At 37.0% G+C, this 23,323-nt stretch carries 21 protein-coding genes; 13 read left to right on the top strand and 8 right to left on the bottom strand.

Translation table 11 applies throughout. The features are described from left to right. Positions 1-3 precede the first annotated feature (3 nt). Positions 4-1,539: a YifB family Mg chelatase-like AAA ATPase gene (locus ACOCEA_RS14285; protein ID WP_420756941.1), complete on the top strand. Its 1,536-nt coding sequence runs from the start codon at positions 4-6 to the stop codon at positions 1,537-1,539. A 216-nt stretch (positions 1,540-1,755) separates the two neighbouring features. On the opposite strand, the gene ACOCEA_RS14280 is transcribed toward ACOCEA_RS14285, so the two are convergent. The 4 genes from ACOCEA_RS14280 to ACOCEA_RS14265 all read right to left on the bottom strand — a co-directional run bounded on the left by ACOCEA_RS14280 (position 1,756) and on the right by ACOCEA_RS14265 (position 3,853). Beyond that, positions 1,756-2,160 carry a hypothetical protein gene (locus ACOCEA_RS14280; RefSeq protein ID WP_420756940.1) on the bottom strand — a complete coding sequence of 135 codons (405 nt, stop codon included), beginning with the start codon at positions 2,158-2,160 and terminating at the stop codon, positions 1,756-1,758. Positions 2,161-2,298: 138 nt separating this feature from the next. Next, entirely contained in the window at positions 2,299-2,532 is a 234-nt protein-coding gene (locus tag ACOCEA_RS14275) for a hypothetical protein (RefSeq protein WP_420756939.1), read from the bottom strand. Between the two features lie 300 nt (positions 2,533-2,832). Beyond that, positions 2,833-3,393, bottom strand: coding sequence for a hypothetical protein (locus tag ACOCEA_RS14270; RefSeq protein ID WP_420756938.1), 561 nt, complete (start codon positions 3,391-3,393; stop codon positions 2,833-2,835). A 16-nt stretch (positions 3,394-3,409) separates the two neighbouring features. After that, positions 3,410-3,853: a hypothetical protein gene (locus ACOCEA_RS14265; protein ID WP_420756937.1), complete on the bottom strand. Its 444-nt coding sequence runs from the start codon at positions 3,851-3,853 to the stop codon at positions 3,410-3,412. A 216-nt stretch (positions 3,854-4,069) separates the two neighbouring features. Here ACOCEA_RS14265 and ACOCEA_RS14260 point away from each other — a divergent pair, with 216 nt between their 5' ends. The 12 genes from ACOCEA_RS14260 (at position 4,070) to ACOCEA_RS14205 (ending at position 18,460) form a co-directional block, all read left to right on the top strand. Further along, the gene (locus tag ACOCEA_RS14260) at positions 4,070-5,254 is read left to right on the top strand and encodes an Nramp family divalent metal transporter (RefSeq protein ID WP_420756936.1); all 1,185 of its coding nucleotides are present in this window, start codon (positions 4,070-4,072) and stop codon (positions 5,252-5,254) included. 9 nt (positions 5,255-5,263) lie between these two features. After that, complete coding sequence (gene pxpA, locus ACOCEA_RS14255; protein WP_420756935.1) at positions 5,264-6,007, top strand: 5-oxoprolinase subunit PxpA; 744 nt, start codon at positions 5,264-5,266, stop codon at positions 6,005-6,007. Then, the gene (gene pxpB, locus ACOCEA_RS14250) at positions 6,004-6,741 is read left to right on the top strand and encodes a 5-oxoprolinase subunit PxpB (protein ID WP_420756934.1); all 738 of its coding nucleotides are present in this window, start codon (positions 6,004-6,006) and stop codon (positions 6,739-6,741) included. Before pxpA ends, pxpB begins: the two co-directional genes overlap by 4 nt. Then, positions 6,734-7,573, top strand: a complete 840-nt coding sequence (locus tag ACOCEA_RS14245; RefSeq protein ID WP_420756933.1) for a 5-oxoprolinase subunit C family protein — start codon at positions 6,734-6,736, stop codon at positions 7,571-7,573. Before pxpB ends, ACOCEA_RS14245 begins: the two co-directional genes overlap by 8 nt. A gap of 372 nt (positions 7,574-7,945) precedes the next feature. Beyond that, the gene (gene ilvD / locus ACOCEA_RS14240; RefSeq protein WP_420756932.1) at positions 7,946-9,628 is read left to right on the top strand and encodes a dihydroxy-acid dehydratase; all 1,683 of its coding nucleotides are present in this window, start codon (positions 7,946-7,948) and stop codon (positions 9,626-9,628) included. 45 nt (positions 9,629-9,673) lie between these two features. Next, entirely contained in the window at positions 9,674-11,407 is a 1,734-nt protein-coding gene (gene ilvB / locus ACOCEA_RS14235; RefSeq protein WP_420756931.1) for a biosynthetic-type acetolactate synthase large subunit, read from the top strand. A 3-nt stretch (positions 11,408-11,410) separates the two neighbouring features. Continuing rightward, positions 11,411-11,992: an O-methyltransferase gene (locus ACOCEA_RS14230; RefSeq protein ID WP_420756930.1), complete on the top strand. Its 582-nt coding sequence runs from the start codon at positions 11,411-11,413 to the stop codon at positions 11,990-11,992. Positions 11,993-12,076: 84 nt separating this feature from the next. Continuing rightward, positions 12,077-12,604 carry an acetolactate synthase small subunit gene (gene ilvN, locus ACOCEA_RS14225; RefSeq protein ID WP_420756929.1) on the top strand — a complete coding sequence of 176 codons (528 nt, stop codon included), beginning with the start codon at positions 12,077-12,079 and terminating at the stop codon, positions 12,602-12,604. A 59-nt stretch (positions 12,605-12,663) separates the two neighbouring features. Continuing rightward, positions 12,664-14,139 (top strand): ketol-acid reductoisomerase, encoded by a 1,476-nt coding sequence (gene ilvC / locus ACOCEA_RS14220; protein ID WP_420756928.1) that lies wholly within the window; start codon positions 12,664-12,666, stop codon positions 14,137-14,139. A gap of 42 nt (positions 14,140-14,181) precedes the next feature. Next, on the top strand, positions 14,182-15,432 hold the full coding sequence (gene ilvA, locus ACOCEA_RS14215; RefSeq protein ID WP_420756927.1) for a threonine ammonia-lyase IlvA: 1,251 nt from the start codon (positions 14,182-14,184) through the stop codon (positions 15,430-15,432). A gap of 10 nt (positions 15,433-15,442) precedes the next feature. Next, on the top strand, positions 15,443-17,032 hold the full coding sequence (locus tag ACOCEA_RS14210; protein ID WP_420756926.1) for an NADP-dependent glyceraldehyde-3-phosphate dehydrogenase: 1,590 nt from the start codon (positions 15,443-15,445) through the stop codon (positions 17,030-17,032). Between the two features lie 228 nt (positions 17,033-17,260). Beyond that, the gene (locus ACOCEA_RS14205; protein ID WP_420756925.1) at positions 17,261-18,460 is read left to right on the top strand and encodes an MFS transporter; all 1,200 of its coding nucleotides are present in this window, start codon (positions 17,261-17,263) and stop codon (positions 18,458-18,460) included. Positions 18,461-18,519: 59 nt separating this feature from the next. On the opposite strand, the gene leuB is transcribed toward ACOCEA_RS14205, so the two are convergent. The 4 genes from leuB to leuC form a co-directional block, all read right to left on the bottom strand. Beyond that, positions 18,520-19,575 (bottom strand): 3-isopropylmalate dehydrogenase, encoded by a 1,056-nt coding sequence (leuB, locus tag ACOCEA_RS14200; protein WP_420756924.1) that lies wholly within the window; start codon positions 19,573-19,575, stop codon positions 18,520-18,522. Positions 19,576-19,600: 25 nt separating this feature from the next. Then, a complete protein-coding gene (locus ACOCEA_RS14195; RefSeq protein WP_420756923.1) occupies positions 19,601-21,115 on the bottom strand; it encodes an alpha-isopropylmalate synthase regulatory domain-containing protein in 1,515 nt (504 codons plus the stop codon). Positions 21,116-21,140: 25 nt separating this feature from the next. Next, positions 21,141-21,737 (bottom strand): 3-isopropylmalate dehydratase small subunit, encoded by a 597-nt coding sequence (gene leuD, locus ACOCEA_RS14190; protein WP_420756922.1) that lies wholly within the window; start codon positions 21,735-21,737, stop codon positions 21,141-21,143. Positions 21,738-21,836: 99 nt separating this feature from the next. Beyond that, entirely contained in the window at positions 21,837-23,249 is a 1,413-nt protein-coding gene (gene leuC, locus ACOCEA_RS14185) for a 3-isopropylmalate dehydratase large subunit (protein ID WP_420756921.1), read from the bottom strand. Positions 23,250-23,323: the final 74 nt, after the last annotated feature.

Raw genomic sequence — 23,323 nt, 5'->3', positions numbered from 1 at the left:
TACATGCTTACAAAAGTTTATGGGAGTGCAGTTTTTGGGGTAGAGGCCACTACCATAATAGTTGAGGTAAATATAGATAAGGGAATTGGGTACCATTTGGTAGGTCTTCCTGACAATGCTATCAAAGAAAGTAATTATCGTATTGCCGCTGCCTTACAGAACAACGGATACAAAATACCGGGTAAAAAGATTACCATAAATTTAGCACCAGCTGATTTGCGTAAGGAAGGTTCCGCTTATGACCTTACTTTGGCCCTAGGTATCTTGGCTGCCTCTGGACAAATAAAATCCCCAGAAATTGAAAAGTATATTATCATGGGCGAACTGTCCTTAGATGGTAGCCTGCAACCTATAAAAGGAGCGCTTCCCATTGCCATTAAGGCGCAGGAAGAAGGATTCAAAGGGTTTATTTTACCAACACAGAATGCTAAAGAAGCTGCTATTGTTGGTGATTTAAAAGTATATGGGGTAGATAATATTAAACAGGTGTTAGAATTTTTTGATAATGACACTCCATTGGAACAGACTATTATTGACACTAGAGAGGAGTTTTATAAGAGTCTGGATTTTCCAGAATTTGACTTTTCAGATGTAAAGGGACAGGAGAGTATTAAGCGCTGTATGGAAATAGCCGCTGCAGGTGGACATAATATTATTTTGATAGGTCCGCCAGGAGCTGGTAAAACCATGCTCGCAAAAAGATTACCTTCTATTTTGCCACCTATGACGCTGCATGAGGCATTAGAGACCACCAAAATACATAGCGTGGTCGGTAAGATTAAAAACATGGGCTTGATGAGTCAACGACCGTTTAGAAGTCCGCATCATACAATTTCAGATGTCGCCCTCGTAGGTGGCGGTGCCTATCCCCAGCCAGGAGAAATTTCCCTTTCACATAATGGCGTTTTGTTTTTGGACGAATTACCAGAATTTAAACGTGGTGTGCTAGAGGTAATGCGACAGCCTTTGGAGGATAGGGAGGTTACCATTTCAAGGGCTCGCTTTACGGTAACCTACCCCAGTAGCTTTATGTTGGTAGCAAGTATGAATCCTAGTCCCGGTGGATATTTTAACGACCCAGATGCTCCAGTTACTTCCTCCCCGGCAGAGATGCAGCGGTACTTAAGTAAAATTTCTGGACCGTTGTTGGATCGTATTGACATTCATATAGAAGTAACCCCAGTACCTTTTGAAAAATTATCAGAAGAGAGAAAAGGGGAGAGCAGTGTAGATATAAGAAAACGGGTTACATCAGCAAGAGAGATACAGACCTTACGATTTTCTGAATTAGAGAATGTACACTACAATGCGCAAATGAACACAAAGCAAATTCGAGCCTATTGTAAATTGGATGACGCATCAAAAAGTCTTCTAAAAAATGCGATGGAGCGATTAAATCTTTCTGCCCGTGCATATGACCGGATTCTAAAAGTAGCGCGAACCATTGCAGATCTTGGAGGTGCTACCGATTTAAACGGAGACCATATTTCGGAAGCAATCCAGTACAGAAGCCTAGATAGAGAGGGGTGGTTGGGGTAATCTAAAAAGCCATAAGTATTTCCTATGGCTTTTTTTATTAATGGTATCAATTTAGTTCGTTATCTATCAATTCTATTAATTTTCTTATTTCTTCGTTGGTTCTATCTCTAAATCTCCATTACGCTAGGTCATAGTATCGAGTTGAACCTAAATTTCGTGAAATTCATTATTTTCTAAAATGGGTTTAATGGGATAACGGCCATTTAGATGTCCTCATCATACCATATTGCATATAATGGAGTGTTTAATTGGGTAATAAAATGAGTCTGTCCTTGAAATTTCTATATCTATTCTTTGAATAAACCTATCAATGGATTCGATTGAATTATGAATCAAGTGTCCTTGCCAGATGCTCTCAAACATTACTTCTTTTAATGCCGCTGTAGCCTCAGGCGATTCAGTAAGCAAGTTTATGGGGTTTTCATTGGTTTCAACATCAAATATCAATGCACCTTGCTTTCGAAGTGATTCACGCCATCTATTAAGCACGTCAACATATTTAATAGTAGTCTCTGAATTCCATAAGTCATAATGCCTGTTAAGGTCTATTTTGAGAGAATCATTTTGGATTTTTGAAAACAAACCACTAGTAATCAGTTCTTCAAATATGGTGGTGTTCAATTTAAACGTAAATGGTCCGGATCCAGCTATTTCGAAAACAGTTTCTATAAATTCCCTATCTAGTTGATTCGGATACGGACCAATCCAGATTTGGGTTTCTTTATCAGGTAGAACATATAGCCTTTGCCAACGTCGGAACTAGTTAGTAGGTATGCTGGCCAATTCTAGGACCCGCTTTATCCCATAAATTCTAAATGTTACGATATCGATGTTTGACTGTAAACGAACTCTATCGGCTTGCCTCACCTTAACTTGGGATTTTAGTTTCTCGGTTAGCGTATTATGCGCAATCCGGTCCTCATTCCAATTGTTAATATTTAATGCAATCAAAATACCAATAACCACTAGTGCAATTTCACCAATGGCATACATTACGTATTTATTGATTTTTTTTCAGTAAGTAATCTTTGACGGATTTTACGGTAGAATTTGAACATAGAAGGAATAGGTCGGCGGATTCCTTATCAATGTACGGAAATATTTAATTCATAATTTTCATGATAGAAAGTAATGAGTATTATTGCATACCAAGGATTATTAAAGTGTTGAAATAGGTTTCGGTTTCGTGTATTTCTGACTTACACATTAGGGTGAATCACCAAAGCCATTCAATATCGTAGTTTGGATAGGGAAGAGGGGTGGGTTAAAAAGGTAAAATGATAATTATTTTTATCATAATAAAAGCTCTTCGTTATTCTGGTTGGGTTTGTCTTCTTTAGTAGGGTTAAAGATATCCTTAAGTATATAAGCAGTTACAATGGTTAAGCCAACAGTTAATGTTGGAATGGCAAAATCCCAATTCAAAAGATGCATAAGACCCCCGGAGATAATGGTTAAAACACCGACGACCATGGCAAAATTCCATATAATTTCTAAATTACTATTTTTAGACTTGCGGTCATTGTCCATAAAATAGGATGTGCCTTCCATGGCAAACCATGCTATAAATGTAATAGCTGTACCAATTTGAAAGAAAATGGTATATGGGAAATCTAAAATTCTAAGGAGTCCATTGGTTGTCCAGAAAAGTACTAAAACCATTTTGATATAGGCCACTGGTTTTTTATCCACTTTTTTACTAAAGCGTAACGAATAAAGAATACCAATGGTTAAAAACGAAGTAAAAATGATACCCGGGGCAAATGGCACATGCAGAATTCTCATTAGAAATCCGATCAGTAAGGTTACCAGTGCTACCCTAATAGGGGTTTTTAAGGCTTTGTCTTTTTTCATGGTATTAGTTTTTAAGTTAAATCACCTTGATATTGGCTTTAAGGCCTTCCATAATACCTAGAATATTCTTCACGGTTTCTTTTAGGTAATATCGTACAACAATATGTGGTATACGTATTGTAGTAAAACCATTTTTAAACGAATGCATAGCTTCCTCTAAGTTGTTTATGGCTTGCTCTTCGGTTAGTTTTTCATATTCAGAATCTATCTCAATATTCAATTTTACTCTTGAAATGGCGATATCAATTGATTTTTTACCATCCCACCATTCAAGCATAGCTTTTACGCCAACTTCTCTAAGACCATAGTATAGCTGAATGGCTTCTAAAGGAGTATTGTTTTGTTGTATTAATTTTTGCATTCGCTCATGATGAGGTTGACATAATTCTACACCTAGACTATCCATTGCATTTTTGTGGTCTAAATAGTCAAGCTCTTTTTTACATTCTAAACAAATCATTAAGTAGGTTAAATTTTTGGTTTGGGGATAATAATAACCTATGTTTTTTTGAATTATTATGTTCTATCGATGAATGACACCTTAGTTTTAGACGAACGGTAATATTTTAGATAAACGGTAAATGAAAATGTTAAAACTGTTGTGAATTTCACTTCTGTTATGGAGTCGGTTTTACATAATTGCAATTATATTTACAGAACAACTTAAAGTTTATACATGTTCAAAAAATCAGGTCCTGGTGTATTGATCGCGGCTGCATTTATTGGTCCTGGAACTGTCACAGCATGTACATTGGCAGGTGTTGGTTTCGGTAATAACCTACTATGGTCTATGTTGTTATCAATAATCGCTACCCTGGTGTTACAAGAAATGTCCGCAAGATTGGGCGTTATTACCCAAAAGGGATTAGCTGATGTAATTAAGCAAGAATTATCCAATACTTGGTTAAGGAATGGTATTATAGGGATTATTCTTGTAGCCATAATTATTGGGAATGCCGCATATGAAGCCGGGAATATTGGCGGAGGGACTTTAGGTCTAGAGGCAATGTTTGGTGATACTTATATAGGCTATTACCCTTTTGTAATTGGTGGATTGGCTTTTTTGTTATTATATATTGGCAGTTATAAATTTTTGGAGAAGGTATTTGTATTACTTGTATTAATTATGAGTCTTTCATTTGTGATTACGGCCATAATAACCAAACCAAATATAGTTGAGGTTTTTGAAGGGTTGTTGGTGCCAAATGTACCGGAAGGTAGTATAATTACCATTATTGCCCTGGTAGGTACTACTGTAGTGCCCTATAATTTATTTTTACACGCCTCTATTGTAAGTGAAAAATGGAAAACTAACGATGGACTTAAATTTGCTCAAAGGGACACCTATATATCCATTGCATTAGGTGGTTTGGTGTCTATAAGTATTATTATTGCCGCTTCTTCAATTGGTGAAATAGAAGTACAAAACGTTATGGATTTGACAAAGGGTCTAGAGCCATTGTATGGCTCGTTAGCTAAATATTTTATGGGGACTGGATTGTTTTCTGCAGGTGTAACATCGGCTATTACAGCACCTTTGGCAGCTGCATATGTTGCAAAAAGTTGTTTTGGATGGAAATTAGACTTGAAAAGCACAAAGTTTAGAATGGTTTGGATAGTCATCTTAATGCTTGGCGTGTTTTTTTTATCGTTTGGTATAAAACCTATAGAAATAATAAAATTTGCACAGGTTGCAAATGGTATGCTTTTACCCGTTATTGCCATATTTTTACTTTGGATTGTAAACAAAACCTCGGTAATGGGAAAGTTTAGGAATACACGCTTTCAAAACATAATAGGTATTGGTATAATACTTTTATCCTGTTTTTTGGGAGTGAAAAGTATTCTAAAAGTATTTTGATTGTTCTAAATGGAGAAAATTTTAATTGATATTAATGCTGATGTAGGGGAAGGGATAGGTAATGAATCTCAATTGATGCCATTCTTAAGCTCATGCAACATTGCTTGTGGTGGACATGCTGGGGACATAGATTCCATTAAGGAAGTTGTTGTTTTGGCAAAAAAACACAATATAAAAATAGGTGCTCATCCTTCCTATCCAGACAAGGCTAACTTTGGAAGAATATCAATGGACTTAAGTCCTAAAGAATTTGAAGATACAATCCAATCTCAAATAGCTGTTTTAGTTTCTATTTGTGAAACAGAAAAAGTACAGTTAAACCATATAAAACCACACGGTGCACTGTATAATGACCTTGCATGGAAAGAGAATTTGATATTGCAATTTTTAAAGGTTGTAGAAAAATATAAATCCAGCTGCTTATTATATGTCCCCTATGCTTCTGTTATGGAAAGGATGGCTGTTGAACAAAACTTCAAAATAAAAAGAGAGGCATTTGGCGATCGTAATTATAATTCAGATTATAGTTTAGTTTCGAGAGCCAATGCCAATGCGGTTATTGTTGAGCCCTACAAAGTGGTGGAACATCTTATAGCGATGATTAGATATAACCACGTCAACACCATTTCAAAAGAAAAAATTAGGATGAAAGCAGATACTTTCTGCATACATGGGGATACACCCAATGCTTTGCAAATATTAACGTATCTTTCCAATGAATTGCCTAAACATAATATTTTTCTCAATAAATGAACCCGCCATTGGTAAATATTAAATCTTTCGGTATTCATGCAGTATTAATAGAATGGCCTAATGAAGTGAATGAAGCGATACTGGATGATATTCTTCGTTTTGAAAATTTTCTAATAACAACTTGCCTCGAAGATGGTAATTGGGAAACTGTAATTGCCTATAATTCCCTTTTATTGGTAAACCCCAAAGAAATTATAGATTTTAATGAGTTTAGTCTTCTAATAAAAACTTGGTATGGACAGGTTAAATCAAGTATACCAAAACAGCGCTATTTGTGGAGGCTTCCCGTATCATACGACTTAGAGTTTGGAATAGATTTATTAGAGATTTCAGAACATTTGGGTAAGTCAAAAGAAGAAATAATCGCATTACATACAAGTACAACGTATACCGTATATGGTATTGGGTTTTTACCTGGATTTATGTATTTAGGGGGATTACCCAAGGCATTGGAAATACCCAGAAAAGCCACCCCACGTTTAAACGTACAAAAAGGTGCAGTAGGTTTGGCTGGTAAACAAACGGGCATTTATCCTCAGGAATCACCCGGGGGATGGAATATCATTGGGAACTGTTCCGTGCCCATTTTTGATATTAATAAAAAAGAGCCTTGTTTTGTTAGTGTTGGTGATAAAATCCAGTTTTATGCTGTAAGTAGGGCAGAGCATGATCTACACAAGATTGAAGCGGAGGTAGGTATTTATAAACCAGAAAAAACTAAAATTAATGCTTAAGGTTTTAAAATCTGGGTTTTATACTACTATTCAAGATTTGGGGCGCTTCCATTATAGAAATAAAGGCGTTCCAGTTTCCGGTGTTATGGACCATATATCGGTTCATAAAGCAAACTCTTTATTGGAGAATCAAGAATCTGCTTCTGTATTGGAAATTACAATGACAGGACCTACATTGATATTTGAAGAGGATACCTTTATCGTTCTTGCAGGCGCAAATATGTCGGCCACCTTAAACAATAAGCCTATACATAATTATAAGGTGTATTCAGTTGATATCGGTGATATACTCTCCTATGGTAAATTGGAAAATGGTTTCAGGAGTTACTTAGCTATAAAAGATGGTTTTCAAATTAAATCTGTTTTGGGAAGTATGTCTTTTTATAAGCCAATAACTAATGAGAATAGGATAAAGGATGGTGACATTATCCCGTATGGACCCAAGAAATTCTTTCAACCTAAAATTTCTGAGTACAAAACAGATTCCTTATTGGAAGAAACCATTCTAGAGGTGTTCCGTGCACCAGAATTTGATTTGCTTAATGACAAACAACTAGAGGCTTTGTTTGCCAATGATTTTACTATATCAAAAGAGAATAATCGGATGGCTTATCAAATAAATGAATCAATTGTTGGTCATGAAATAAGCATGTTAACATCCGGTACATTGCCAGGTACGGTGCAGCTTACGCCATCGGGAAAAATAATAATTTTAATGATGGACGGACAGACTACGGGTGGTTATCCAAGAATAACACAGTTATCAGATAAGGCTATATCTATCTTGGCACAAAAAAAAGAGGGAGATACAATATCCTTCAAGCTAATTTAACCTCAATTTATTTTTTAATATTTTGTTTGGGGCTAACTTTTATGTAGTATTGTATAATGAATTTAACAAAAGTCAACATAGAAAACGTCATTATTCTTTTGATTAAGAAATGATATAGATTTTTTGTTGATTTAAAAAACCTGTATCAGATACATCCGATACAGGTTTTTTTATAGTATAAAACTAATAATAGCTACTTATTGAATATGATATATAAATACTATTTATGTATTTGATTTTCAGTAATTTAAATTAAAATTATAGCTATTGAATTTGAAGAGGAATTAATTGTTAAAAAAACAAGGATTTATAAACTTTTATCTTTGATACAATAGCTTAAAGTAATCAAGATAAGCATTCGAGAAATATATTATGGAATTGAATAAATATAGTAAAACTGTTACCCAAGATCCTAGCTTACCAGCGGCTCAGGCAATGTTGCATGCAATTGGTTTAACGGATGAAGATTTAAAAAAACCACTTATAGGAATTGCAAGTACCGGCTATGAGGGAAACCCTTGTAATATGCATCTCAACGATTTAGCTACTTATGTTAAAAAAGGAACTGAAAATGCTGGTTTGGTTGGTTTGATTTTTAATACGATTGGGGTTAGTGATGGCATATCTAACGGTACGCCGGGTATGCGATTTTCATTACCATCAAGAGATATTATCGCAGATTCGATGGAAACTGTGGTACAAGCAATGAGTTATGATGGTTTAGTAACTGTAGTGGGTTGTGATAAGAATATGCCTGGCGCATTAATGGCAATGTTAAGATTGAACAGGCCTTCCATCTTAGTTTACGGGGGTACTATAGCTTCAGGTTGTCATAATGGTAAAAAATTAGATATTATTTCTGCCTTTGAAGCTTATGGCCAAAAAGTTGCAGGAACAATAGATGATACAGAATTTAAAGAAGTAGTTCACAAAGCTTGTCCAGGTGCTGGTGCTTGTGGAGGTATGTACACAGCAAATACAATGGCTTCGGCAATTGAGGCTTTGGGAATGTCATTGCCATTTAATTCTTCAAACCCGGCGGTTAGCACCGGTAATATAAAGGAAGAAGAATCTGTTAAGGCAGGAGAAGCCTTACGTTTATTATTGGAAAAAGATATCAAACCATCTGATATTGTTACCAGAGAGTCATTAGAAAATGCGTTTAGATTAGTAACCGTACTAGGAGGGTCTACTAATGCAGTTTTACACTTTTTGGCAATTGCAAAGGCTGCTCAGGTAGAATTTACCCTAGACGATTTTAAGAGTATAAGTGATAATACTCCATTATTGGCAAATTTAAAGCCAAGTGGTAAGTATTCCATGGAGGACCTTCATGGTGTTGGTGGTATTCCTGGTGTTTTAAAGTATATGCTTGACAATGGTATGCTTCATGGTAATTGTTTAACCGTAACCGGTAAGACTTTGGCTGAAAATTTAGAAAGCGTTCCAAATTTATTGGAAGATCAGGATATTATTAGAACCCTTTCTAACCCTATTAAGACTTCTGGCCATATTAGAATTTTATTCGGTAACCTGGCAACGGAGGGTGCGGTAGCAAAAATCACAGGTAAAGAAGGTTTGTCGTTTCGTGGAACCGCAAATGTGTTTAATAGCGAAACTGAAGTAAATGATGGTATTAAAAATGGTTTGATTAAGAAAGGAGATGTTGTAATCATCCGTTATGAAGGTCCGAAAGGAGCGCCTGGTATGCCAGAAATGCTTAAACCTACATCCTCCATAATGGGTGCCGGACTTGGAAAAGATGTTGCCTTGATAACAGATGGAAGATTTTCTGGCGGTTCACATGGTTTTGTAGTAGGCCATGTAGCTCCGGAAGCACAAGTAGGAGGTAATATTGCCTTAGTGGAGAATGGGGATATAATTGCTATTGATGCGGAAAAAAATACGATTAATATTGAAATTTCCGATGAAGAATTAGCAAGAAGAAGGGAAAATTGGGTAGCTCCCAAACTCAAATTTGATCGTGGGGTCCTTTACAAGTACGCCCGAACCGTGTCATCTGCTTCTAAAGGCTGTGTAACGGATGAGTTTTAATTCAAGGTTTTGAATATTTAAAAGATATTATTTAGACCATAGCATATGGAAACAGTAAAAGAAAAGAAAACACAAAAGAGCACGGCAAAGAGTATAAAAATATCTGGGGCAGAGGCTATTATCCATTGTCTTGTTGCTGAAGGTGTGGATTTGTTATATGGCTACCCTGGTGGTGCCATTATGCCAGTGTATGATGAATTATATAAGTTTCAGGATAGGCTCACCCATATACTAACCCGTCATGAGCAAGGTGCCACGCATGCTGCCCAAGGTTATGCCAGGGTTTCTGGTAGGGTTGGTGTGGCAATGGCAACCTCTGGTCCTGGTGCCACCAATTTGGTTACCGGTTTGGCAGATGCCCAGATCGATTCAACACCAATGGTTTGTATCACAGGTCAGGTTACAAGGCACTTACTAGGGTCTGATGCATTTCAAGAAACAGATATTATTGGTATTTCTACTCCAGTAACCAAATGGAATTATCAGATTACAAATGCTTCTGAGATTCCAGAGGTAATGGCAAAGGCTTTTTATATTGCCAAATCTGGAAGACCCGGTCCTGTACTGGTTGATATTACTAAAAATGCACAGATAGAGGAGTTTGAGTTTAGTTATACGCCATGTACGGCGGTGAGAAGTTATGTACCGGAGCCTAAACCAGATCCTAAAGCTATAGAGGATGCAGCCGCGTTGATCAATGCAGCTAAAAAACCATTTATAGTTTGGGGACAGGGAGTGATTCTTGGAAAAGCTGAAGAAGAATTAAAAGCTTTGGTGGAGAAGACGGGAATCCCTGCAGCATGGACTATAATGGGGGCTTCAGCTTTGGATTCTGACCATCCATTAAATGTTGGTATGGTTGGCATGCACGGTAATTATGGTCCAAATATGTTAACCAATGAATGTGACGTTCTTGTCGCCATAGGTATGCGTTTTGATGATCGGGTAACTGGTAGATTGGAAGATTATGCCAAACAGGCCAAAGTGATTCATTTTGAGATAGACCCAGCAGAAATTAATAAAAATGTATATGCTGATGTTGCTGTTTTGGGTAATTCCAAACAAACATTGGGCATGTTACTCCCTTTGGTAAATAGCAATGCCCATGAGTCATGGCATAATGCATTTAAAGAAAAGTATCAGATAGAGTTTGATACGGTTATAAAAAATGATATTCATCCTACTAAGGAAGGACTTACCATGGGTGAGGTGATAGAGGAAATAAACATAGCTTCTGGTCAAAAGGCTGTTATTGTGACAGATGTGGGTCAGCACCAAATGATTGGCTGTAGGTATGCTAAATTCAAGCAATCCAAAAGCAACATTACCTCTGGCGGTTTGGGCACTATGGGCTTTGCGCTTCCAGCTGCCATTGGCGCAAAAATGGGTGCTATGGATAGGGAAGTAGTGGCTATTATTGGTGATGGTGGTTATCAAATGACCATTCAGGAATTGGGTGTTATTTTTCAGCACAATGTTCCCGTAAAAATTGTAGTTCTTAATAACGACCATTTAGGTATGGTACGCCAATGGCAAGAATTGTTTTTTGACCGTCGTTATGCTTCAACGGTCATGACCAATCCAGATTTTGTAAAAATTGCTGAAGGCTATCACATTGAGGCAAAAAGGGTAAGTGAGAGAAAGGATTTGAAATCTAACATTAAAGAAATGATGGAATCTAAAAATCCATATTTCCTTGAAGTAAAGGTAGAAAAGGAGGATAATGTATTTCCAATGATTCCCTCCGGTTCATCGGTTTCAGAAATAAGGTTGAAATAAGCCATGCAAGACGCCAATTTTAAGGACATTCCTAAAATCCACAGTGAAATAGAGCGCAAATCCAGCGAAATTGGATTTACTATGCCATCAGATTTATATATTGGTTCACTATTAAAGACGTTGATAAGTTCCAAAAAAGAGGCACATGTTTTAGAATTGGGCACAGGCATTGGTTTAAGTCTTTCTTGGATGATAGATGGCTTGGATGCTAAATCAACCTTAATAACCGTAGACAATGACCCTGAGCTTATTGAAATTGCGGAAGCCTATTTTAATCATGACCAGAGAGTACAAATTGTTTGTGCAGATGGTGCCAAATGGATTAAAAACTACAAAGGTGATGCATTTGACTTGATTTTTGCCGATGCTTGGCCAGGTAAATACAGTCAAATTGATGAGGTTTTGAACTTGGTGAAAGTTGGTGGATATTATGTGATTGATGATATGGCCCATCAACCAAATTGGCCAGAAGGTCATGAGGATAATGTAAATCGGTTACTGGAATATCTTGAGCAAAGGGAAGATTTTTGTTTAACCAAAATGAATTGGTCAACAGGTATTGTAGTAGCGGTAAGGAAATATTAAAAATTGTTGCTCTAGCGCAGTAGGGCCTTTTAAAATGACATTGATATTATCTGCGAATGGATATTTTGAGAATAAAATTGAATTATGGAAAAAGAATGGTTCACTATTTCGGTCTATTCAGAAAATAACGTAGGGTTATTGAATAGGATATCTGGGATATTTTTAAAGAGACATATCAATATTGAGAGTTTAAACGTATCAAAATCTGAAATAGATAATGTTTCTAAGTTTACAATTGTTGTAAATACCACTGAGAAGTGGGTACATAATATTGTAGGCCAAATAGAAAAGCAAATTGAGGTTATCAAAGCATTTTATCATACCGATGATGAAACGATCTATCAAGAATCGGCTTTATTTAAAATAGCCTCTAATCTTTTATTTGATGAACGTCAAATTCAGAACATCATAAAAGAGAGCAATTCTCAAATAGTTACCGTTTCACGTGAGTTTTTCGTACTTGCGAAAAGTGGTAGAAGAAATGAAATAGATGAAATGCATGAGCAATTGAAACCTTATGGTATTATGCAATTTGTGCGATCTGGCCGTATTTCGGTTACCAAAGATGAAATGAAAATTTCATCCTTATTAAAAGAATTTCAACATATTTAATAGAATCAATAACTAATAACAAATTTCCTTAAAGGAAAGAACACTTAAAAAATTATCAAATGGCAAATTACTTTAATACACTATCATTACGTGACAAGTTGACGCAATTGGGCAAATGTAGATTTATGGAATCTTCTGAATTCGCTGATGGTGTAACTGCCTTAAAAGGAAAGAAAATTGTAATTGTTGGTTGTGGCGCACAAGGGTTGAACCAAGGATTAAATATGCGCGATTCAGGTTTGGATATCGCTTATACTTTACGTGATGCTGCTATTAAGGAGAAAAGACAATCTTATATCAATGCTACTGAAAATGGTTTTACTGTAGGAACCTATGAAGAATTAATTCCTAGTGCAGATTTAGTAATTAACCTTACTCCAGATAAGCAGCATACAGCTGTAGTTGGAGCTGTAATGCCATTGATGAAAAAGGGCGCGACCTTATCCTATTCACATGGTTTTAATATTGTAGAGGAAGGAACACAAGTTAGAGAAGACCTTACCGTAATCATGGTTGCTCCAAAGAGCCCAGGTTCTGAAGTTCGTGAAGAGTATAAAAGAGGTTTTGGTGTACCAACATTAATTGCGGTGCACCCAGAAAACGATCCAGAAGGTAAAGGGTTGGCACAGGCAAAGGCATACGCGGCAGCAACTGGTGGGCACAGAGCTGGTGTTTTGGAATCATCTTTCGTAGCAGAGGTAAAATCAGATTTAATGGGTGAGCAAACCATTTTATGTGGCTTGTTACAAACTGGTTCTATTTTATGTTTTGATAAAATGGTAGAAAAAGGAATTGAACCTGGCTATGCGTCTAAATTGATTCAATATGGTTGGGAAACCATCACCGAGGGTATGAAATATGGTGGTATTACCAATATGATGGACCGTTTATCAAATCCTGCCAAAATAAAGGCTTTTGAATTATCGGAAGAATTGAAGGATATTATGCGTCCATTGTTCCAAAAGCATATGGATGATATTATGACAGGTCATTTTTCTAAAACCATGATGGAGGATTGGGCCAATGATGATAAAAACTTGTTGACTTGGCGTGCAGCTACTGGTGAAACTAATTTTGAAAAAACACCAGCAGGCGATGTTGAGATTACTGAACAAGAATTTTATGATAATGGTGTATTAATGGTAGCTTTGGTACGTGCTGGTGTGGAATTGGCATTTGAGGCAATGACCGAATCTGGAATCATTGGCGAGTCTGCTTATTATGAATCATTACACGAAACACCATTGATTGCAAATACTATTGCAAGAAAGAAATTATTTGAAATGAACCGAGTGATTTCTGATACTGCAGAATATGGTTGTTATTTATTTGACCATGCCTGTAAGCCTTTGTTAACTGATTTTATGAACAAGGTAGATATTGATATTATTGGAAAACACTACGGGGAAGGTTCGGATAATGGTGTAGATAATGCAAAACTGATAGAAGTGAACAAAGCCCTTAGAAATCATCCGGTTGAAAGAGTAGGGGAGAGATTAAGAGAATCTATGACTGCAATGAAGCCTATTGTTTAAACTTGAATAGCTTTTCTGGGTAATTCTGGATTAGAGCATAAAATGAGCTATTTTCCAAATATAGAGGATATAAAAAAAGCGGCGTTGACCATCCGAGAAGTAGCGGATGTAACGCCGCTTTTGCATAGCATACGTTTATCGAAGGAATACCAAGCAAATATTTACTTAAAAAGGGAAGATTTGCATCGGGTACGCTCATATAAAATTAGAGGTGCCTATAATAAAATAAGTTCCCTTTCAAAAGATCAAAGAAAAAACGGAGTAGTTTGTGCCAGTGCTGGCAATCACGCTCAGGGAGTTGCTTTTGCATGTAATCATTTGGGAATAGAGGCCACTATTTTTATGCCAGCGGTTACCCCAAAACAAAAAGTGGAACAGACTAAAATGTTTGGTGAAGATTGGGTTGCCGTAGTTTTAGAAGGTGATACTTTTGATGATTCCTATAAAGCAGCAATTGATTATTGTGATAGGGAACAGAAGGTATTTATACATCCTTTTGATGATCCTAAGGTTATAGAAGGTCAAGCAACCGTTGGTTTGGAAATGCTTGAGCAAACCCAAGAACCATTGGATTATATTTTTGTGGCAGTTGGGGGAGGAGGATTAGCTTCTGGATTAATAAGTGTTTTCAACACCTTGTCCCCTTCAACTAAAATAATTGGTGTTGAACCAGATGGCGCCCCCTCAATGAAGATGTCCATGGACAACAACAAGAACACCACATTGGAGCATATAGACAAGTTTATAGATGGCGCGGCTGTTAAAAGGGTAGGAGATCTTACTTTTGCTATTTGTAAGGACAATCTTCACAAAATGATAACAGTACCAGAAGGTAAAGTTTGTCAAACCATATTAGATTTATACAATAGGGATGCCATTGTTGTAGAACCCGCTGGTGCTTTAAGCATTTCTGCATTGGATTTTTTTAAAGAAGAAATTAAGGGTAAAAATGTAGCCTGTATAATTGGAGGTGGCAATAATGATATTACACGTACTGCCGAAATTAAGGAACGTGCACTTTTATATGGCAACCTAAAACATTATTTTATTGTTCGATTTCCACAACGCGCTGGTGCACTAAAGCAATTTGTAGTTGAGATATTGGGACCTACAGATGATATTACCCATTTTGAGTACTCCAAGAAGTCTAGCAAAGAAAATGCACCCGCCGTTGTAGGTATAGAATTAAAAGATCCATCAGACCTCGAACCTTTAATTAACAGAATGAAAGCCAATAACTTTTTTGGCGACTATTTGAACAACAAACCAGATCTTTTCCAATATTTGGTATAAAGAAACATATATGAACAAGAACACTAAAATACCTGAAGCTTTTTTGATAAACGAGCAAATTCACCAAAAGGAATATTTGGTAAACGGTGAGTTGCGAACATGGGATGGCGATACTACGGATGTTTTTTCGACCATCTCATCTACAGAGGAGTATAACCTTACCAAGTTGGGTAGTATTCCTAATTTACAGGAAAAGGAAGCTTTGGAAGCATTGGATTCAGCCTTAAACGCATATGATAAGGGACAAGGTGTTTGGCCAACAATGCATGTAAAAGACCGAATTGAATGTATGGAGGTCTTTGTGCAGAAAATGAAAACAAAGCGAGAGCAAGTTGTAAAATTGCTTATGTGGGAAATTGGTAAATCCTTGCCTGATTCCCAAAAGGAATTTGATCGTACCGTAGAATATATTGAAGATACTATTGAAGATTACAAACAGTTGGATAGGGATGCTGCAAAATTCCAAAAGCACGATGGGGTTTATGCACATATTAAAAGGGGGCCTTTGGGTGTGGTGTTATGTTTAGGGCCATACAACTATCCTTTAAATGAGACTTTTGCCTTATTGATCCCCGCAATTATTATGGGAAATACTACCATTTTTAAACCCGCGAAACATGGCGTTTTGTTAATTACCCCCCTTTTAGAAGCTTTTCAAACTAGTTTCCCCAAAGGCGTAGTCAATGTAATTTTTGGTCGCGGTAGAACGGTGGCTGCGCCAATTATGCAGACAGGAAAGATTGATGTATTGGCATTGATAGGTAATAGTAAGTCTGCCAATGCCCTACAGGAACAGCATCCAAAAAGTAACCGCCTGCGCTTAGTTTTGGGATTAGAGGCTAAGAACCCTGCTATAATTTTACCTGATGCAGATATGGAATTGACCATTAATGAATGTCTAGCCGGTACCTTGGCATTCAACGGACAACGCTGTACGGCGTTAAAAGTTGTTTATGTGCATGAGGATATTCGTGAGAAATTCAATAATCGATTCTCTGAAGCTGTAGATGCCTTAAAATTTGGTAATCCTTGGGACGATGGTGTGAAATTGACACCATTGCCTGAACCGGATAAACCGGCATATATACAAGAGTTAATAGATGATGCGGTTGCTAAAGGTGCTAAAATTTTAAATAAAAAAGGGGGTAAACACTTTGATAATTATATATGGCCTGCCGTCCTATACCCTGTAACAAAGGACATGCGTGTATATAAAGAAGAGCAGTTCGGTCCTATTATCCCGATAGTACCTTTTACTGATATTGAAGAGCCTTTGGATGATATGGCAGAAAGTAATTATGGACAACAAGTTAGCCTGTTTGGTAAGGATGTTTACGCTTTATCACCGTTGATTGATACTTTGGTAAACTTAGTTTGTCGTGTTAATTTAAATAGTTCTTGTCAGCGTGGACCGGATGTGTATCCGTTTACAGGAAGAAAGGACTCCGCTCAGGCAACCTTAAGTGTACATGATGCTTTGCGTTCTTTTTCTATTAGGACATTTGTTGCATTTAAGGATAACGATTTAAATACAGAAATCATACAACAACTGTTAGAGGCTAAACTATCTAATTTTGTGAGTACAGATTATATATTGTAGCCTTACACCACCATAATAGAAAAAGCACCAAAACTATTGTTCTGGTGCTTTTTAATTACCAACTATATCATTTTACCGTACAACTATTAAATTAGTAAAAAATAAAGGTAAAATAACATATAAATTAGATAATTGTGTATCTAAAAAACGCAGGAGGGCATATTAACTTTGTCAAATAATCTTTAAGTATGGACTATAAAAGTAATACTTGATTTAAATTTGCAGGTAATGAAAATAAAATCATCAAATAAAAAAGCGTTGTTAGCCTTGGCCATTGGAGGTTTTGGAATAGGTTTAACAGAATTTGTTATAATGGGAATATTGACTGATGTATCCAATGCATTGCAGATAACCATTTCCCAAGCAGGACATTTTATAGCTGCTTATGCACTTGGTGTTGTAATTGGGGCGCCTTTACTTACTAGTTTTGGTTCAAAATTAGCACCTAAGAAAATGTTATTTTTATTAATGATCTGGTTTACCGTGTTCAACACTTTATCAGGTTTGGCAACAGGTTATTCAGGATTATTGTTGTTACGTTTTCTATCCGGGGTACCACACGGTGCATTCTTTGGCATTGGTGCTGTAGTTGCGATGAAATTGGCGAATGAAGGAAAGTCTGCCCAAGCAATTTCTATAATGTTCTCAGGTTTGACAATAGCTAACGTTATTGGGGTTCCGTTTGGAACCTATATTGGTCAGCAGTTTAGCTGGAGCGCTTCATTTTATATGGTTGGGGTTGTAGGATTGTTAACGCTAAGCGCTATACGTTTTTGGATGCCGGAAATAGAGACTACCGAAGCTAAAAAAGAGGTTACTATTCTAAAAGGACTGAAAAACGGGGAATTATGGGCGCTTATTGCGCTTACAACAATTGGTACAGGAGGTTTCTTTGCATGGTATAGTTATATTGCGCCTCTAATTACCGATGTTGCGGGTCTTAGTGATAGCTTTGTAGGCTATGCTATGATGCTTGCAGGTTTAGGAATGGTAGCGGGTAATTTTATTGGTGCTAAAATGGCAAACATATTCTCACCATTAAAAGCAGTTATAATAAGTTTATCAATTATGGCATTGATACTTGTTGTGAATATGTTTATTGCAACAAATCCATTTTCGTTAATGGTGTTGACCTTTGTAATAGGGGCAATTTCCTTTACTGTGGCTACCCCTATACAGATGGCCATTATAAATACCTCAAAAGGTTCAGAAATGTTGGGCTCTTCAATGAATCAAAGCGCCTTTAACATGGGCAATGCATCTGGGGCCTATTTGGCTGGTTTACCAATGGCTTTAGGTTACGGCGTTATTTATTCGAGTCTGGTTGGTGCAGCATTAGCCCTTGCAGGAGTTTTTATTGCAATTGCCATATATGTGGTAAGAAAAAGAAAAGCGGACCGGTTTAGAAAAATGGCTATGTCCTGCTAGATGACATAAAGTAAGAGGAAATAAAAAAGGGCCAGTTTTTGACTGGCCCTTTTTAGTATTTAAATATTTTTGGCCAACCAGTCGCCAACTTCACTTGTTTTATAAGATTTACCTCCTTCTGAAAGGTCTTCGGTTACAACACCTTCGGCTAGCGATTTGTTTACAACTCTTCTAATTTCTTCAGCTTCTTCATTCAAGTTAAAATCCTCAAATAACATAGCTGCAGATAATACCGTAGCTAACGGATTGGCAATATCCTTGCCAGCTGCTTGCGGATATGAACCATGAATTGGTTCGTATAAAGACACTTTACTACCTACTGAAGAGGATGGCATCAATCCCATAGAACCAGCAATTACAGAAGCTTCATCAGTTAAAATATCCCCGAACAAATTAGCGGTAATCATAACATCATAAGAACTTGGCCATTGTACCAGGCGCATTGCAACCGCATCAATAAATTCATAACTAACCTCAACCTCTGGATAATCTTTTTCCATCGCCTGTACTGTTTCTCTCCAAAGTCTAGAAGATTCCAATACATTAGCTTTATCTACACAACACAATTTTTTAGAACGTTTCATTGCCATTTCAAAACCTTTACGAGCTAATCGTTCTATTTCAAATCGTTGGTAAGTCATGGTATCAAAAGCAGTATTGCCGTCGTCCTTTCTACCTCTTTCACCAAAATAAATACCTCCGGTAAGTTCTCTTAGTATAATTAGGTCGGTACCTTCTATACGTTCTCTTTTTAATGGAGATTTATCAATTAGTGATGGGAAAGTGAATGTAGGTCTTACATTGGCAAACAAACCTAATTTTTGCCTCATTTTTAACAATCCTTGCTCAGGTCTTACTTTTGCAGAAGGATCGTTATCAAATCTAGGATGCCCAATAGCTCCAAATAAAACAGCATCTGCATTAGCACAAATTTCATGGGTTTCATCTGGATAAGGCTCTCCAACTGCATCAATTGCAGCAGCACCTGTCAAAGCAGGTTTCCATGTAATATCGTGATTATATTTTGCTGCAATGGCATCACATACCTTAACTGCTTGATCAATAACTTCTGGTCCTATACCGTCGCCGGCTAAGAGGGCAATATCTAATTTCATTTGTATATGGATTTCTCTTATTATATTAAATAATATTCAACATCTTTTCTGTTGCTTTAATTGCGGATACAGTTTGGTCAGAATCCAAACCACGAGATGTAAATTCCTTGCCGTCTATATCCCAAGTAATAATTGTTTCACATAAGGCATCTGAATTACTGCCAGGTGGTATTCTTACGGCGTAATCTACCAATTGGGGCAATATTATTTTTTGTGCATTATAAATTTTTCTAAGTGCATTCATGAAGGCATCATATTGCCCATCTCCTGAAGCATTCTCCTCAAACGATTTACCATTTATCTCCAAGGATAAAGTAGTAGAAGGTCTCAAACCTTTTGCATGTGTTAGTACATATGATTTTACAAACACTTTTTGCTGCACCATATCTGAATCCAGAACATCGGAAATAATATAGGGAAGGTCTTCTTTGGTAACACGCTCCTTTTTATCTCCCAATTCTATAATTCGTGTAGTAACTTTTTTAAGCTCTTCATCATTTAATGTCAACCCAAGTTCCTGTAAGTTTTTTTGGATATTGGCTTTACCCGACATTTTTCCCAGGGCATATTTACGTTTTCTACCAAAACGTTCTGGCATTAAGTCACTGAAATATAAATTCTTTTTGCTGTCACCATCTGCATGAATACCTGCGGTTTGTGTAAATACGTTTTCACCAACAATGGGTTTATTGGCAGGGATAGATACACCTGTAAATGCAGAAACAAGCTTACTAACTTTGTATAATGCCTTTTCCTTGACATTGATTTTTACTTCTGGTAAAAAATCGTTTATTACAGCTATGGCACTGGCCATTGGTGCATTGCCTGCACGTTCACCCATGCCGTTTACGGTTAAATGCAATCCATGGCATCCTGCTTTTACAGCTTCCATGATATTGGCAACCCCCAAATCATAGTCATTATGACCATGAAAATCTATGTGTAAATTTGGAAATTGGGTAATTATCTCTGATATAAAACCATAGGTTTCCTTATAGGTAAGAATGCCTAAGGTATCAGGTAGTAAGACACGATTTACGGGTTGTGTAGTTAGAAACTCTAGGAACTGAAAAACATATTCCTTAGAATTACGCATCCCATTGCTCCAGTCTTCCAAGTAAATATTGTTGATGATTCCTCTTTTTTTGCCTTCGGCAAAAATTATGGCAATTTCATTAAAATGCTGTTCTGGTGTCTTTTTTAATTGATAGGTTAAATGATTTAGCGAACCTTTTGTTAATAGGTTTTGCGATTTTGCACCAGCTTGGTCCATCCAATCCAAGGAAACTCCACCATCTACAAATGTTAATACCTCAACACTTTCTAAGTAGCCATTCTCGCTTGCCCATTGGGTAATTTGTTTTACAGCTTCCAACTCCCCTTCAGAGACACGTGCAGAAGCCACCTCAATACGATCTACATGAAGTTCTTCCAATAAAAGCTTGGCAAGTGTTAATTTTTCAGATGCAGAAAATGAGACCCCCGAGGTTTGTTCCCCATCACGTAGGGTGGTGTCCATGATTTCCAACTTTCTTTTCATGAGCATGCTATTAGGCTAGGAAATCTTAAAGAGGTGTGTTTTGGGCGAAGGTTTCAATATCTTGTTTAATGTTCAATAAATAATCAATATCATCAAAACCGTTCATCATATTGTTTTTCTTGTAATCGTTTATGTCAAAGCTTTCACTTTCGCCGGTGGAAAGTAAGGTAATTTTTTGCTCTGGCAAACTAACTACAAGCTCTGTATTTGGGTCCGCCTCTATGGCGTCAAATATTTTCTGAAGAAAATCTGCACTTACCTGTACCGGTAAAACGCCAATATTTAAACAATTCCCCCTAAAGATATCTGCAAAAAAACTAGATACAACACATCTAAATCCATAATCATAAACTGCCCAAGCAGCATGTTCACGAGAAGAACCTGAACCAAAGTTTTTACCGCCAACTAAGATTTTTCCTGTGTATTTGGAATTGTTAAGAACAAAATCTTCTTTTACGGTACTGTCTTGATTGTATCTCCAGTCCCTAAATAGATTATCTCCAAAACCTTTACGTTCCGTTGCTTTTAAGAAACGGGCGGGTATTATTTGGTCGGTATCCACATTTTCTATTGGTAATGGTACCGCAGTAGATGTTAATATGTTGAATTTATCGTATGCCATGTTTTATAGCTTTTAGCTAAGGACCTTTCGCCTTTAGCGTTTTGTATTAATATTTTTTTTTTGCTAATGGACAACTGCCAATAGCTTACGGCAAACTTGTTATACAAGTTCTACCATTAATTCCCTAGGATCTGTAACTTTTCCCGTTACAGCTGCTGCTGCCGCCACTAAAGGACTTGCTAACAAGGTTCTAGAGCCTGGGCCTTGTCTCCCCTCAAAATTTCTGTTGGATGTACTTACAGCGAGTTTCCCAGCTGGGATCTTGTCATCGTTCATTGCCAAACAAGCAGAACATCCTGGTTCTCTAAGTTCAAAACCTGCATCAGTCAAAATATCCAAAATGCCTTCTTCCTTAATAGCGCTTTCAACCTTATGGGATCCAGGGACTAACCAAGCCGTTACATTCTCAGCTTTTTTTCTTCCCTTTACAATGGAAGCAAATGCTCTAAAATCTTCAATACGACCGTTAGTGCAACTTCCCAAGAATACGAAGTCAATAGATTTTCCCATCATACTTTCGCCTTCATTGAAATCCATGTATTTTAAGGATTTTTGGTAGGTAGAAGCTCCACCTTGAACGGCACTAGCCATAGGTATGTCATTTGAAATTCCCATACCCATACCTGGATTGGTACCGTATGTAATCATTGGCTCTATTAAAGAGCCATCAAAGGTTAACTCTTTATCAAAAATGGCATCTTCATCAGTATATAAGGTCTCCCAATATGCCATTGCTTTGTCCCAGTCTGCACCTGAAGGTGTAAATTCACGACCTTTAATATATTCGAATGTCTTTTCGTCTGGCGCAATCATACCACCACGAGCACCCATTTCTATACTTAGGTTACAAACCGTCATACGGCCTTCCATACTCATGTTTCTAAAGATTTCACCAGCATATTCCACAAAATACCCTGTTGCCCCAGAAGTGGTTAATTGACTAATTATGAAAAGTGCCACATCTTTTGGTGTCACCCCTTTGCTAAGGCTACCGTTAATATTGATGCGCATTCTTTTGGGTTTTGGTTGCATAATACATTGACTAGCCAAAACCATTTCTACTTCTGATGTACCTATGCCAAAAGCAATAGCTCCAAAAGCACCATGTGTAGAGGTATGTGAATCTCCACATACTATGGTTGCGCCTGGCTGTGTAATGCCGTATTCAGGACCTACAACGTGAACGATACCATTTTTTTCATGGCCTAAACCCCAATAAGAAATACCATGTTCATTAGCATTTTCTTCCAACATTTTTAATTGATTGGCAGATAATGGATCCGCTACTGGTAAATGCTGATTTATAGTAGGCGTATTGTGATCAGCTGTTGCAAAGGTTCTTTGGTTATATAAAACGCCAATTCCCCTGTTTTTTAATCCTAAAAAGGCAACTGGGCTAGTTACCTCATGAACCATGTGTCTGTCAATAAATAAGACATCTGGTCCATCTTGTATTTTATGAACTACGTGGGAATCCCACACTTTGTCAAATAATGTTTTTGTTGCACTCATAATTCTTTCTAGTCTAAGAATGTAAAATTATTAAAAACAAGGGTTGTTTGGAAATTAAGGGCTATCTAAATTAC

The organism is Maribacter luteocoastalis (assembly GCF_048890225.1).
In the GTDB taxonomy this organism is placed as follows: domain Bacteria; phylum Bacteroidota; class Bacteroidia; order Flavobacteriales; family Flavobacteriaceae; genus Maribacter; species Maribacter luteocoastalis.
The sequence above is the reverse complement of the archived record's forward strand: the minus strand, read 5'-3'. Positions and strand labels throughout refer to the sequence as shown.